This window comes from Maribacter luteus (assembly GCF_009674825.1).
GTDB classification, from domain to species: Bacteria; Bacteroidota; Bacteroidia; order Flavobacteriales; family Flavobacteriaceae; genus Maribacter_A; species Maribacter_A luteus.
This window is the reverse complement of the sequence record NZ_WKJH01000003.1, coordinates 1-13,201: the sequence shown is the minus strand read 5'-3', so window position 1 is coordinate 13,201 and position 13,201 is coordinate 1. Positions and strand designations below refer to the sequence as shown.

Annotated in this window: 13 protein-coding genes and 1 pseudogene; 2 read left to right on the top strand and 12 right to left on the bottom strand. The window is 34.5% G+C overall.

Translation table 11 applies throughout. The annotated features are described in order from the left end of the window. Positions 1 to 15 precede the first annotated feature (15 nt). The 6 genes from GJ691_RS05905 to GJ691_RS05880 form a co-directional block, all read right to left on the bottom strand. Positions 16 to 768, bottom strand: a complete 753-nt coding sequence (locus GJ691_RS05905) for a DUF2971 domain-containing protein (protein ID WP_154364793.1) — start codon at positions 766 to 768, stop codon at positions 16 to 18. 236 nt (positions 769 to 1,004) lie between these two features. Beyond that, a complete protein-coding gene (locus tag GJ691_RS05900) occupies positions 1,005 to 2,753 on the bottom strand; it encodes a S41 family peptidase (protein WP_154364791.1) in 1,749 nt (582 codons plus the stop codon). A 493-nt stretch (positions 2,754 to 3,246) separates the two neighbouring features. Next, complete coding sequence (locus GJ691_RS05895; RefSeq protein WP_154364789.1) at positions 3,247 to 4,356, bottom strand: alpha/beta hydrolase family protein; 1,110 nt, start codon at positions 4,354 to 4,356, stop codon at positions 3,247 to 3,249. A 427-nt stretch (positions 4,357 to 4,783) separates the two neighbouring features. Then, complete coding sequence (locus GJ691_RS05890) at positions 4,784 to 6,016, bottom strand: adenylate/guanylate cyclase domain-containing protein (protein WP_154364787.1); 1,233 nt, start codon at positions 6,014 to 6,016, stop codon at positions 4,784 to 4,786. A gap of 131 nt (positions 6,017 to 6,147) precedes the next feature. After that, entirely contained in the window at positions 6,148 to 6,588 is a 441-nt protein-coding gene (locus tag GJ691_RS05885) for a hypothetical protein (RefSeq protein ID WP_154364785.1), read from the bottom strand. Between the two features lie 324 nt (positions 6,589 to 6,912). Beyond that, positions 6,913 to 7,470, bottom strand: coding sequence for a hypothetical protein (locus tag GJ691_RS05880; protein ID WP_154364783.1), 558 nt, complete (start codon positions 7,468 to 7,470; stop codon positions 6,913 to 6,915). Positions 7,471 to 7,569: 99 nt separating this feature from the next. Here GJ691_RS05880 and GJ691_RS05875 point away from each other — a divergent pair, with 99 nt between their 5' ends. Continuing rightward, on the top strand, positions 7,570 to 7,776 hold the full coding sequence (locus GJ691_RS05875) for a transposase (protein WP_154364781.1): 207 nt from the start codon (positions 7,570 to 7,572) through the stop codon (positions 7,774 to 7,776). 94 nt (positions 7,777 to 7,870) lie between these two features. Here GJ691_RS05875 and GJ691_RS05870 read toward each other — a convergent pair whose 3' ends face one another. The 4 genes from GJ691_RS05870 to GJ691_RS05855 form a co-directional block, all read right to left on the bottom strand. Next, positions 7,871 to 8,614, bottom strand: a complete 744-nt coding sequence (locus GJ691_RS05870) for a hypothetical protein (RefSeq protein WP_154364779.1) — start codon at positions 8,612 to 8,614, stop codon at positions 7,871 to 7,873. Positions 8,615 to 9,198: 584 nt separating this feature from the next. After that, the gene (locus tag GJ691_RS05865; RefSeq protein ID WP_154364777.1) at positions 9,199 to 9,564 is read right to left on the bottom strand and encodes a nuclear transport factor 2 family protein; all 366 of its coding nucleotides are present in this window, start codon (positions 9,562 to 9,564) and stop codon (positions 9,199 to 9,201) included. 17 nt (positions 9,565 to 9,581) lie between these two features. Next, a complete protein-coding gene (locus tag GJ691_RS05860) occupies positions 9,582 to 10,322 on the bottom strand; it encodes an SDR family oxidoreductase (protein WP_154364774.1) in 741 nt (246 codons plus the stop codon). Between the two features lies 1 nt (position 10,323). After that, positions 10,324 to 11,193 carry an SDR family oxidoreductase gene (locus tag GJ691_RS05855; RefSeq protein WP_154364772.1) on the bottom strand — a complete coding sequence of 290 codons (870 nt, stop codon included), beginning with the start codon at positions 11,191 to 11,193 and terminating at the stop codon, positions 10,324 to 10,326. Positions 11,194 to 11,319: 126 nt separating this feature from the next. On the opposite strand from GJ691_RS05855, the gene GJ691_RS05850 reads away from it, so the two are divergent. Further along, positions 11,320 to 11,775: a winged helix-turn-helix transcriptional regulator gene (locus GJ691_RS05850; RefSeq protein ID WP_246200127.1), complete on the top strand. Its 456-nt coding sequence runs from the start codon at positions 11,320 to 11,322 to the stop codon at positions 11,773 to 11,775. 660 nt (positions 11,776 to 12,435) lie between these two features. On the opposite strand, the gene GJ691_RS05845 is transcribed toward GJ691_RS05850, so the two are convergent. Both GJ691_RS05845 and GJ691_RS05840 read right to left on the bottom strand, forming a co-directional pair. Further along, positions 12,436 to 12,726 carry a helix-turn-helix domain-containing protein gene (locus GJ691_RS05845; protein WP_089895954.1) on the bottom strand — a complete coding sequence of 97 codons (291 nt, stop codon included), beginning with the start codon at positions 12,724 to 12,726 and terminating at the stop codon, positions 12,436 to 12,438. Position 12,727: 1 nt separating this feature from the next. Then, a pseudogene (locus GJ691_RS05840) lies at positions 12,728 to 12,997 on the bottom strand (type II toxin-antitoxin system RelE/ParE family toxin); the annotation flags it as partial. Positions 12,998 to 13,201: the final 204 nt, after the last annotated feature.

The window sequence follows — 13,201 nt, the reverse complement described above, 5'->3', positions numbered from 1 at the left end:
GTGTTAGGCATAGTATTATTTTATTTTTGTCAATGTAAACTTATTTATTTTAGTTGGTTTTTCCATTTTGTAAACTCCAACATCTTCATAATTTTTATTTACTGCTTCAACTATTTTATCTCTGAAATCATCGTCAGAGTTATATCCTAAAATCACATTTCTCAATGCTCTTTTATTGTAATTAGCTTTTCCTTTAAATCCTTTTACTAAACGAACTTCTTTTTCATAACTCCAATTTATGGCTTTTCTATAAAAAATTTTTCCCATGTCAGAATCTTCAATAATCGGAGAGAATTCCAATTTTGTTAAGTCTTCTACATAACTTACTGGTCCTAAAACTGAGAAAAAATCTTTGTCAATGTCGCTGTCAAATTGCAAACAAACACCTTTATGGTCATTTGCATAGTTTGCCCAAAGTGGCAAGTTCATATAATACATTGAAAAGCATGCAACTCCAAATTCAAGTATAAAATCCTTAACTTTTTCATGTGCGAATTCTTGAAGTTTATCTAAATCATATTTAGAGTCAAAATGTTTTTTAACCGCTTTATCCGTAATTCCTTCAGAAACTAATTGATAAAGTTTTAAGGTGGCTTCAGGGTTCTTTGTCAAATAAACTAAATCAGGACTAGAATCAAAAGGGTCATTCAGGGATTCTCTATCAGGAAAATAAATATAATTTTCGGCTATTTCCTCGATTGTTCTGTCAGTATTCTGTCTGAATCTAAAGATGTAAGGTCTTCCTGCTAAGTTAATCTCTTCTTTCATGCCATTATTATGCCTAACGGTTGAGCTATGAACAGTATGGGCGCAAACTAGCGTTTGCTTTCCGCCACGCACATAGCAAAATCTTTTTGTTTTGCTTTTTCTTTCTTTTTTCCAAAGTTAAAATTAAAGATTACGCGACAGCGAAATATTCAATTTAGCGACTTTATAAATATACATAGACCTTTAGATTAAGCCCGAAGCCCGCATTACGTTTAGGCTCTGTTAGCAGCAGATTTTTACCGTACAATTTCTATTGCTTTTTCAAGAAACTCGTCCCTGCCTTCTCTTATTCCTTTTACTGTTTTTTGAACATAAACATCGGGTAAAATACCTATTCCATATAATTGAGAGCCGTCATGTTTTACAACTTTCATTCCAGTCCAACTAATTTCAATTTCACCTGGTAGATTAAACGTATTGAAATTTCCGTTGGTCCCAGCAGTTGGTTGCCCTACTATGGTAGCTAATTTATACCCCTTAACGAAACCCATTAGACTCTCAGCATAGCTTATGGCTTTTCCGTTGGTAATTACTGCTACCTTTTTATCTCCCAAATATGGTAAAGCCGGTTCAAAAAATCCTTTCCAACTTGCGGTCAAATAACTTTTAGGTTTTTGCTGGTCTGGGTAAACAATTTTAGGAATATACATCCAATCCTTTGTTGTATCACCTACTTTCATTAAATGTTTAATAATCTCACCATTATTATAGGGGTAACCTCGTAAATCAAATATTAAACCAGTACTTTTTTCGAGTTGAGGAAGCAGGTAGTTAAAGGTTTCCATGTCCATGAGGGAAAGATTTAGATAGTGGATTCCTTCTTCAATCTTTGTGTAGGGGTTAAGTGATTTTGCATGACTATAAGGTTCTTGGTTTCTGGTAACTTCAATTGTTTGATTGACAGTTTCGATTGTAAATTTTGAGCCACTTTCTCCCAAAAGCGAAATCTCTTCTGATTTGTGGCGCAACCGGCCTAAAGTTCCAGCGGATATCATTGAGTTAATCTCTTCAAAAAATTCTTTTGAATCAACTCCATTTATTTTTATTATTTCATCACCTTTTTTAAGGTTTAAATCATCTTCCCAAACATCTGAAATCACAAGTTTATCATCTAACCACTCCCAAAAAAAGGGAGGGGCATATACTTCTTCCTTAACACTTTTTGAAGTTATGAATATGTGACCATCTTTTAAAGGCGATGTGAATTTTCTGAGTGTAATAAGATGGTCTTTTAAAGAGGAATCTTTAAAAGACCTGATTAGAGCACTTTCTAATTCATTTTCCCAATCCAAATTTAAAACATCGAAATAGGGAAAAAAGTGTTGGAACACATTATAAGTATTTATAATATTTCCTAGTCTAAAGGATATTGAACTTTTGTCAATTTTATAATTGTTTAGTTTATTTCTAAGATTCTCTATACTCTTTTTACTGGATTTTGGAATTGTGCCACTTTCATTTACGTTGACAACTAAAGGAATAGCTAAATATCGATTTTCATTAAGGCTAACAATTGTGGTCTCTCCATATCTTGGTCGAAATGATATAGAATCATTTTCAGGGGTGGCAATAATGCGCTTACTGTAAAATGGACCATTCTGAATTGACATTCCATATCCAACCCCTTGGTGAAACCAGAATTGTTCTCCAATAACATCAGAATTATTCGAATTTTTTATAACCAAAGTATCACCATTAGAATTAGAAAATCTAATTGAAGGTGCAATAGGAGAAAATAAAGAGTAGATTGTGTTTACAAACGCTTCGTTTGTTTCACATTTCAACACCTTGTTTGCGGCATAAATTGAAAATTTATCCCAATCGAGTCCAAAGGCTTCATCACTTGGATGAAAATATTTTATATATCCATAAATCTTGGAAAAGGTTTTAAGGTTTTCAATTTTCTGTGAATTGTCGGGCAAGTCAGATTTTGGCGAACAACTGATAAAAAGAATTATGAGAATTGTTGTTGCTTTTTTAATCATGGTTTTTGAAATTTGCTGCCAATACAGCGCTATGTGAAGTCTACGTTATTTTTAAGGAAATATAGTGAAAACCATTATAAGTTTTCTACGATGTTGGGAATAAAATCATGTGTACCACCGAGCAAAGCGACCGATGAACACCCGTAAAATAAGCAAGCAACGGTGAATAAATTGCATATAGCGTATTGATATGTTGCGTTGAAAAGCCGTAGCGGCGTTATTTGCCAGTGACCTCTCATCCTATCCCGATGGCAATCTGTCATAGCGCTGCGATGATGTAGCATTTTTAAAGGAACGGGCGACATCTGCGAGAGCAGTGTGCGGGAGGGAGCGGTGGCAAAATGAGATGAAGGGATTTTGGTCGACGCATGCGTTCCGAGCATTGCGAAAATATGAATACCTTTAAAAATCAACGAAGATGATAGGGAGAATACTGGCAGATTGAGCTAAGTTTTAGTTGTTTTTTAGCTCAGTTCATTGTTGGCGGTAGTAATTATTTCCCCAGTATTTCATTGATGTATATTGAACGATATTTTTCTGGATATTCAACCTGTACTCCGTGCGTTCCATTTTCAAATAAAAACCATTTTTTAGATGGCGCAATAATTGAATCAAAATACGCCTTTGCTACAGACGTTTCAGTAAAATGGTCATTGTCTCCTTGTAGTATGTATACTGGCACTTTAAATTCAGGAACATCACGCATTAGATTCATATCGATAGCAGTAGGTTGTAAAATCTTAGCTGCAGGATAGTAGGATTCAGGACTATTTATCATATCGGTAAATTTTTCCTTAAACGTCAATCCATCATCTAAAAACATACTTTTAATAAAATTAAAGTCGGTATCTAATTTTATCGGTGCATATTTCATTACAATCTGTCGTTCTATTTCAAAGGCTTCAACTACTGAATTTTTTGAGTTTTTAACATAAGGTGGTCTTCCAATTTGTTTTAATTGATTTATTGAAATCGTATCATTATGTTTTTGCGATTCTGACATTGCAAATTCATAAGATAACTCTTCCGAAAGTGATAGATTGGCCATAAGACCACTACCAATATAGGCGTGATATAATTCAGGATTTTTTTGAACCATATAAGCTGCTACCGCTGTTCCCCAAGATAAACCTTCGATGTAAATCTTATCCTTTTTAAAAGTCTTTTTTAAGTGATTTGATAATTCCAAACCATCATCCACAATATGGTTTAGGGTAATCGACGAATCAGGTATGCTGTCATTATAGGCTAGTCCAGAGCCTCTTTGTTCCCAATAACAAACCGTAAATATATCTTCCAAATCAACTCCTGTGAGTTTGTAAATTACGGGTAAAATGGGTGCTCCTGGTCCTCCGTGAACTTTTAGTAGCACGGGATTGTTTTTGTCTTTTCCTCTAATGGTAATCCTTTGTGGTACTCCATTAATTGTCATATCCTCGTGCATAGCAATACTATTTGGAAGCACATTTCCCTTTTCGTCTAAAAAAGGTTCTTCATCTCCGGAACTATTGATTCGGATTACTAATAAAACAACTAAAATAAACGCAACAATTGCTCCCAATAAAATCAGAAACCACTTTCCTATTTTCTTTACTATTTTCATATGTTCTTAATTGGTTCTGTAGTTTTTCTTATTACCGCCAACGCCGCGCTATGTGAAGTCCACGTTATTTTTAAGGGAATATAGTGAAAACCTTAAAAGGTTTTCGACAATATTGGGAATAAAATGACGTCTACCACTGATCAAAGCGACGGATGAACACCCGTAAGATAGGCAAGCAGCGGTGATAAATTGCATATGGCGCTGCGATGATGTAGCATTTCCAAAAGACCGGGCGACATCTGCGAAAACAGTGTGGGGGAAGGAGTGGGGCTAAAGGGGATGAAGGGATTATGGTCGACGCGGGCGTCACGAGCGCAGCGAACACAGGAATACCTTTAAAATCAATGAAAATGATATGAATAAAGCTACATCATTGTTCTGTATATGGTGTTGTGGCATCCCGAAGGGTGCTATACATTACATATTGTCAGCTATATTTTACAAAATACATTTCCAATTCCCCTTTTCCTTTAGCGTGAATTTTTCCCCTGCTTTCACAATTGATATCATTTTTGACAAGCTGGTAGGTTGTTTTTGATATATTTATTTTGCCATGCTCTCCTAAAGATTCCATACGACTTGCCATATTAATCGTATCTCCAAAGAGATCATAGTTAAATTTCTTTTTTCCTACTACGCCGGCCACTATTGGCCCCGAATGTACCCCAACTCTCATTCTCCATTTTATTTCATGTTTGTTATTTCTCTCCTCAAGATAGGATAACATGCGTTGTGCAGCTTTAATACAATTAATGGCATGTTCTTTAACCTCTTCTTCAAGGCCACATGCAGCCATATATGCATCCCCAATTGTTTCAATTTTTTCAACTCCTGTCTCCTCGACAATCTCATCGAATCGTCCAAAAATATCATTGAGTTCGTTGACCAAAGTAATTGCAGGAATGCTAGCTACTAACTCGGTAAAGCCTATGAAGTCAGTAAACAGTATAGTTACATTTTTGTGTCTTTTAGGTACTGTTTTACCAGTTTCTTTTAGATCTCTTGCCACATTTACCGGAAGGATATTATGCAGAAGGTCATCTGATCTTTTTTGCTCTGCCTTTAAAGACTCTTCTGACCTATCGATCAATACAGACAAAGTCCATGCGATTGTAAGGCAAATCAATCCCGTTGTGCTGATGTTGATCACTTGCAGAAAATAAGGGTCCAATACATTATAGTGAGCAATAATTTTTGATTGAAGCACAACCGAAATAATCAAAGTCAAGCCCCCCAATATACTAAAACCGATAGCTAATTTCCTCGCACTTTTAGGGAAGGTCATGTATGGAGTAATTATTATGATGTAACAAATGACCCAAACCCCTGACGAGTAACCCAGCAAATAAAGAAATAGAATAATTCCAATATAAGTTGTAGCGGTAAACCAAGTTGAAGCCAATACCCTCCAACCTTTGCCATTGAACAGTAGAACGAATGAAAACATCAATGCCAAGAGTCCATTGCTCACGTGAAGTATTGGGGCATCTGTAAGATAAAGAGCAGTAATCATCCACATCACCATGAATAAGATGCCAAGGATAGAGGCAATATTTGTTATCCGCAGATACCTATTCTCAGTTATTGAAAACTCCTTATTAGCACCATAATCAACTATTCTTTGGAAAATTGAAGTTTTGCTTATATCATCATTGGGCATATGGTCCTTTTTTTCGCTAAAAATTGAATGCTTTCATATTGTAGTCAATGTGCTCGTGTATGGTTTCGTTGTGTTAATACCAAGATACTGAATAAACAGAAGTAATGAACTATTCGCGTTATTGGTAAATGTTATTGCAGGTAATTGAAGAACAGTTCTATAAAGACACCAAGCACAGCACTGAGGACAGCTGCAAAAATAGATAAGCGTTTTAATTTATAAATGTTTGTAAATGCCAACCATAGACATAACAAAGCACAAAACGATAAAATTATAGTTCCAGACAAAGGCACGATGCTGTTGAAAAGCCCAATTTGATTAAAAATGGGATCTAGCAAAGCAGTAAAACCAAAAAGAGCTAAAGTGAAATTTGTTTTTTTATGGCCTATAAATAGGTAATAACTAGCAATTAATAACTCAACACTTATAGCTAAAGGACCAAATTGATTATAATACTCTCTTTTAAAATATGCCTCGAAACCTTGGGGGAAATCAATCTTCACTATAAAGGCGATACTTAGAACAATTCCGATAATCAAAAGTAATATTGCAATTGTCTTTCTTTTTTTCATGAGGTCGCGCTAAATGTTTGCCAAGGTGTTCGTATATGATTTGTTGCGTTGGTTAGATCTAAGATAGTAAATGGAAACTAATCATTATCGAAATCTGCAGGATTTTCAGAGTACACACGCAACGAGTAATTAATTATACACGTCCTAGGTTTGATCCTCTTTAAATTTATAATATAATCAGACAGAAGAAAAGAGGGAATTAAGGTTGTTATACACGATGGAGCCTGTGGACACAATGAAAAAAGCCCCTTGAGGAGGCTTATATAAATCCGTTTATATAGGAATTAAGGGCTTGTGCAACGGTTACCGGTGTTAGCACTAGTTTTATTTCTTTTTTATGAATTTAATTCCAAGTATTATTAAGATTACTATCAAAGCAACAAAATATATACTGGTTGTAGTGCTTTTTATAATTGAAAAAATATTGGTTACATTAACTGTAGTCTCTGTCAAGTCCGGATAATTGTTCAACATTGTGATAATCCCAATATTTTCCAGGTAATCCGCGATTCCTGCAATTATTGGTAACATAGAAAGATAGGTAAAAGGGGACTTGAGTTTGCTTAATTTTTTTAGAAAAAATGCCAAAAGCAAAGAATAGGTCAGCCCAAAAAGTAGCGGATAAATCATATCCACAGGTATTTGGTTGGTTAAATAAATTTCACGCCCATTTTCACCAAGTGTACTAAATAATTTATTTACATAGTCCTGATTATATCCCGTTGGAAGCATATCCAACAATTTCATTCCGTTCGAGAATCCCATTGTTTTTGGAATCGTAACCAGTAACATGAATAGGTAAATAACATTGGTGAGTATAAAAAGACCCAATACTTTTTTTCCGGAAGTGTATTTTTCTAGGGTTTTAGCGAATCGGTTCATTGATTTTCAAATTAGTGCTGACGCAGCGTGCCTGTTACACAAGATATGAAAAAGACCGTGGTTATTTTCTAAATCAGGAAAGGGATCGTAACTTTAGGTATGCAAGGCAAGAAGGACTATCAGAAAAAACTGTTCGCGAGTTACCAGTTGGCGATCGCCTACAACCTGAAGAAATACCTGAAATTCATGGGAAAACGAACGAAAAGTGGGGTGGGATTGCTTGCTTTGGTTGCATTTGTTAAAAGTGCCTTTCAATACCTGAACAGAACATTTTTATGGCATCTAAAATTCACTTTCAACTTCTAGGGAGGTATAAAAAAAGCCCCTTGAAGAGGCTTATATTGATAATATTATGTCTGATTAAAGGCTTGTGCGACGGTTACCGGTGTTAGCTTTAGTATTATTTATTTTTTACAATCCACAATGAATTAAAATACTCAATAAGGATAAAATCATCAGTTTTGGGATTATCTTTATAATAGATATTTAAGTAAGCATAATCTGAAGTACCTTTACTCTTAAGTTTTAATGTTTGATTCTTTAACTGTATTTTGATTATGTATTTCGCTTTTCGAGCATTTGGACTACAATCAGCAGGGTTTAAACTCCAACATACTATTTCCCAAAAGTTTTTTAAAAAATAACTAGGGTAAAATTCCTTTTTGCAATCTAAAATAATTGGGTTGGTAGCTTCTGGATTTATATTTATGTAGCCGTTTAGTTTATAGTAAAATGGTTTAAACTCTGAGGCATTAGGGAACTCTGTGTAATATAGAGGTGTTAACTTATCTAAATCTGAAATTTCACTTCTTTCGTATTTATAGTCATCTGTAATCCTATAAACTTCTTTTTCTTTCTTATTATAGTCTGATTTAACAAAAAAAATAGTGTTATTAGAATCTCTCAATATCCCTTTACGAATATGTACAAACTGACTATAATTTGAATCTGTTAGCGGTATATCTGTTATAAAACGTTCTTTAGAGATATATAGACTGTCTTTGTCGAAATCAAGAATTTGATATATTTCTAAATTATCATTATCCTTTAATTCAATTATGTATGGGGAACTAAAGATTAGATATCTGTGAAAAAAATAAAAAATAATTAATATAAATCCAACAAGTAAGGCTATTTTTTTCATATTAAAGCTAACGTGTTTATGTATGAAAAGTTGCGTGTTTGCGTGCGAGGATTTTCCGAAGGAAAATCAGACGTAGCAAACGTGCAACTGCTTTTATTTAAACCAAACACCAGCAATTTTTTATATACTGTGTGCCTGTTGCACAAGTTAACGAAAAAACCACATAGGATAAAGGTGATTTTAACGTTTGGATCGTAACTTTAGGTATGCAGGGAAAGAAAGATTACCAAGAAAAACTGTTTGCGAGTTTCCGGTTGGTGATCGACTACAACCTGAAGAAATACCTGAAATTCGAGCAAAAACGCTCCAATAGTGGGCTAGGAAAACTTTTATTTAAGGCTTTTTAATAAAGTGTTGTGCAAGATCTGTTTTTAGCTTTTTCAGGCCATCGGAAATTTACAGTCCAACACTAAGAAGTAATAAAAAAGCCCCTTGAGGAGGCTTATATGAATCCGTTTATGTAGGAATTAAGGGCTTGTGCAACGGTTACCATTTTTAAACATTGGGTAAATAAAAAAATCACAGTAATAATGAAATATACTACTGTGATTTTTGAAATAACATTAAATCGTAAGAAGACTGAATTATAAATTAGGATAATTTTCTACATCAAAGAATCCAGTAATGTCTTTTAATCTATTGTCTTCAACTAATGCAAAACTCGTTCCATCATCAACAACTTCATTCTTTTCGTTTAGCATATCCCATTTTATTAGATATCTATCGTGATGAGAAAGTATTTTTGTTGGAACAAATGTTGTTCCAGGAAATTGCTCTTGAAACTGTCCTATATAATCCGATATTTGTGCACGACCATTTACTGCTTGAAGTGGATCTGTATATTTAAAATCTTCAGCTATAAATTTCTGTAATTCTTGTTCTCTTTCGGTATTATTAGTTATAGTCCAACTTTCACACCAGTCATTCCATATTTTTTTAAAATCTTCCATTTTATTCTAATTTTATTTTAAAATTCTTGTATCGTTGGACGAATTACTAGTTCGTTAATATCTACATCTGCAGGTTGTTCAATAGCGTAGGCAACAGCTTTTGCAATGGAAATTGCAGGAATGGCATCTTTGTAAACTTGCTGTACAAATTGTGAAGTTGCCTCATCTGAACTTCCTAATTGTAGTTCAGAATCTATTAAACCCGGTGAAAGAATAGTGGTTCTAATATCTTTACCAACCTCTTGCCTCAATCCTTCACTTATGGCACGCACTGCATATTTAGTACCGCTATAAACTGCTCCTCCGGGACTTACTTTTAATCCCGCAACAGATGCTAAATTGATAAAGTGACCCGATTTTTGTTTTTCAAATTCTGGCAAGGCTGCAGCAATACCGTATAACACACCTTTTATGTTAACATCGATCATACTGTCCCATTCGTTAACTTTTAAAGCACTTAATGGTGCCAAAGGCATAATACCGGCATTGTTGACCATAACATCAATTTTACCAAAACTGTCAATGGCTTTTTTTACCAAAGCTTTTACATCATCGGCACTGGTAACATCTGTTCTTAAAATTTCAACAGCACCTCCATTTTTTTTAATTTCTGATGCCACTTTTTCTAATTTTTCTACTCTACGAGCACCTAATACTACTTTTGCTCCTTTTTCTGCCAAATAATGCGCTGTAGCTTCTCCTAATCCGCTACTTCCACCTGTAATGACTACTACTTTGCCTGCTATATTATTGGTCATTTTATTTGATTTTTGTTTCTAATAAGTACTCTAATTTGTAATTGCTTAAAGACTCATCTTGTATAGACTGCGTTAGTTCATTAACCTTGTCTGCACCAAATGGTAATCCAACTGTGGTACGTGTTGGTCTTGAGCCTTGAGACATTTCTGCCAGTTTTAAATAAGCGTCGGCAACTATACTAGGCTGTGGAATATCTTTTGATTGCATTAACACTCCAAATCCTTCAACCATACTGCCAAGAATCTTTTGTAATTCTGGGTTCTCTGCTACAATTTCTGTTCTAGCTTCTGGAACAAATGAATTTCCTAAATTAGTAGCAAATGGTCCTGGTTCAACTAAAATGGATTCAACTCCAGTAGGAGCTAATTCATATTTTAAACTTTGTGTATAAGCTTCTACAGCTGCTTTAGATGCGCTATAAGTTGAAGCAAAGGGAGCAGGTACTCTACCATAAGCAGATGTTGTGTTGATTATTAACCCTTTTCCTTCTTTTCGCATTGTTGGTAATACAGCCTGAGAGGTTCTAATGATACCGTAATAGTTTATATTCATTAAGTCATTAGCTTGGGCAATACTAAAAGCCTCTGCAATTCCTAAATGCATTATACCAGCATTGTTTATTAGTACATCAATTGTACCGACTTCTTTAATTATGCTGTCCATTGCAACTTTTACCGAATCGTCTTCGGCAACGTCCATATCCACTACTTTAATACTCGAAGAATATTTTTCCAGTTCTTGTTTCTTTTCAGAATTGCTTCCTTCAGGATTTCTCATTGTTGCATAAACCTTATAACCGTTGTCTGCAAATAGTTTTGCAGAAAGGTATCCAAATCCGTTACTGCTTCCTGTGATAATTACATTTTTCATTTTTATTTGTTTTATATATTGTATATTACTTTTAAATTGCAAGTAAAAATATATAAGTTACTTTTACTATGCAAGTAAAAACTGAATTAATTTCATTTTGCAAGTAAAAAATTAAAAATTGTATCTTTGCAATCAATTATAAATACATTAGATATAATGGATCATAAATTCAGATGTAATTGTCCTATAACTGTTGCGCTTGATGTTATTGGAGATAAATGGGCTTTGGTTATTGTTAAACAAATGCTGACTGAAGGGAAAAAAACGTTTAAAGATTTTATTGAGAGTGAAGAAGCTATTGCTACTAACATATTATCATCAAGATTAAAAATGCTTGAAGAGTTTAAGATTATCACAAAAGATAAATTGCCAGATAATAAGAAAACCAATATTTATACTTTAACCGAAAAGGGTGTAGATCTAATGCCCATAATAGCAGAATTATCTCTTTGGAGCGATAAACACGTTAGAGAGTTTCATCCAGAATTATATTCTGGTGAAACGCTTCAAATTATAAAAAACAATAAAGAAGGTTTTATTGATAAAAAAATTGAAGACTATAAGTTAGAAAATTGGAAATAGAGTGAAGTTTGTGCTACCAAAAAGAATAGTTAATTTAATTCTAGGGGGTGAAATTTTCCAGCTTGTTGCCAACGGTTAAGCAAAGAGCAGTGAGGAGGTACGCCGTCTGCGTTAGCAGCTGGCGAGTTGGCGTGTTGGCCAGTTTCCGTCTACGCACGAAGCTAGAGCTTTTGGTTTTTCCTTTTTTTGTCCAAAGCTAAATCCATAAGATTTTGCGGTCTTCATAAAAATGCACAAGCCTTAGGGTAAAACCCGAAGTCTGTATTGTTTATAGGTTGTGTGCCTGTTGCACAAGTTAAGAAAAAAGTCATTGTGGATCATTGCCGATCAGGAAACGGATCGTAACTTTAGGTATGCGGGGGAAAAGGAGTATCAAGAAAAGCGGTTCGCCCATTTTTAATTGACGATCGCCTACAACCTGAAGAAATACCTGAAATTCATGGGAAAACGAACGAAAAGTGGGGTGGGATTACTTGCTTTATCATTTTTTACAAAAAACAGGTGCCAAGAACTTGAAAGAACACTTGTAGGCCCCCCTAAAAATCTAGAATGTCCAGTGTCCTAAAAACAAAAAGCCCCTAAAAAGGGCTTAAAAGAGGTCTTTTTTTTGCTGTTCAAGGGCTTGTGCAACGGTTACTATTGTTGTAAAACGTACTTTTTTTACACTTCGATTGAAATCGTAACTTTTCCGCCAAGACCTTTTTCCACAATTTCGTAAAGCGTTTTCAATGTCAGATTACTGCCATTGTTTTCTACTCGTGAAATATAAGTCCGTTTTTTGTCTACTAATTCGCCCAGTTGTTCCTGCGTAAGGTTTTTTTCTTCCCGTGCATTTCTCAAAAGCAAACCGATTTTAAAAGACTCAAAATCTCTTTCCAATCCGTCTCTACGTTCCGTTCCTTTTTTTCCATAAACGGTGTCCTTGATTTCTTTCCAACTCTTGGTGTCCATCTTATTTGTTTTTGTCTTCATAGTATGAATTCATTAGTCCGACCGCTTTGTCGATTTCTTTTTTTGGTGTTTTCTGCGATTTTTTGGTAAATCCGTTCAAGAGTATTACCAATTTTCCTTTGTCGAAAAAACAGAAGACTCTCCAAATGTCCGAGCCTAATTTTATTCGGGCTTCGTAGAGTCCTTTAGTTCCGACAAGTGCTTTCAGATAAGTGGAGGGAACTCTTTCATAAGTCTCGATTATTTCGATTACTTTAAATATCTTGTCCTGAACCTTTTTCGGTTATTTGAGCAAGAATTCTTCGAAATACCCTTTATACTGGATAACTTCCCTTACTTTTTCCATTGCTCAAAGGTAACTTAAAAGTTACTATTTTCATGACCTCCTCCCGATAAACTGGACAGAATAAAATTAGAGAAAATAGGGCGAATAAATGTTTAACTTTAAATAGATTATTTGCTTATGAAACGTTCA

Coding starts and splice junctions, on each gene's coding strand:
- GJ691_RS05905 (WP_154364793.1), bottom strand. CDS start 768: ATGAAAGAAGAGATTAACTTAGCAGGAAGACCTTACATCTTTAGATTC.
- GJ691_RS05900 (WP_154364791.1), bottom strand. CDS start 2,753: ATGATTAAAAAAGCAACAACAATTCTCATAATTCTTTTTATCAGTTGT.
- GJ691_RS05895 (WP_154364789.1), bottom strand. CDS start 4,356: ATGAAAATAGTAAAGAAAATAGGAAAGTGGTTTCTGATTTTATTGGGA.
- GJ691_RS05890 (WP_154364787.1), bottom strand. CDS start 6,016: ATGCCCAATGATGATATAAGCAAAACTTCAATTTTCCAAAGAATAGTT.
- GJ691_RS05885 (WP_154364785.1), bottom strand. CDS start 6,588: ATGAAAAAAAGAAAGACAATTGCAATATTACTTTTGATTATCGGAATT.
- GJ691_RS05880 (WP_154364783.1), bottom strand. CDS start 7,470: ATGAACCGATTCGCTAAAACCCTAGAAAAATACACTTCCGGAAAAAAA.
- GJ691_RS05875 (WP_154364781.1), top strand. CDS start 7,570: ATGCAAGGCAAGAAGGACTATCAGAAAAAACTGTTCGCGAGTTACCAG.
- GJ691_RS05870 (WP_154364779.1), bottom strand. CDS start 8,614: ATGAAAAAAATAGCCTTACTTGTTGGATTTATATTAATTATTTTTTAT.
- GJ691_RS05865 (WP_154364777.1), bottom strand. CDS start 9,564: ATGGAAGATTTTAAAAAAATATGGAATGACTGGTGTGAAAGTTGGACT.
- GJ691_RS05860 (WP_154364774.1), bottom strand. CDS start 10,322: ATGACCAATAATATAGCAGGCAAAGTAGTAGTCATTACAGGTGGAAGT.
- GJ691_RS05855 (WP_154364772.1), bottom strand. CDS start 11,193: ATGAAAAATGTAATTATCACAGGAAGCAGTAACGGATTTGGATACCTT.
- GJ691_RS05845 (WP_089895954.1), bottom strand. CDS start 12,726: ATGGACACCAAGAGTTGGAAAGAAATCAAGGACACCGTTTATGGAAAA.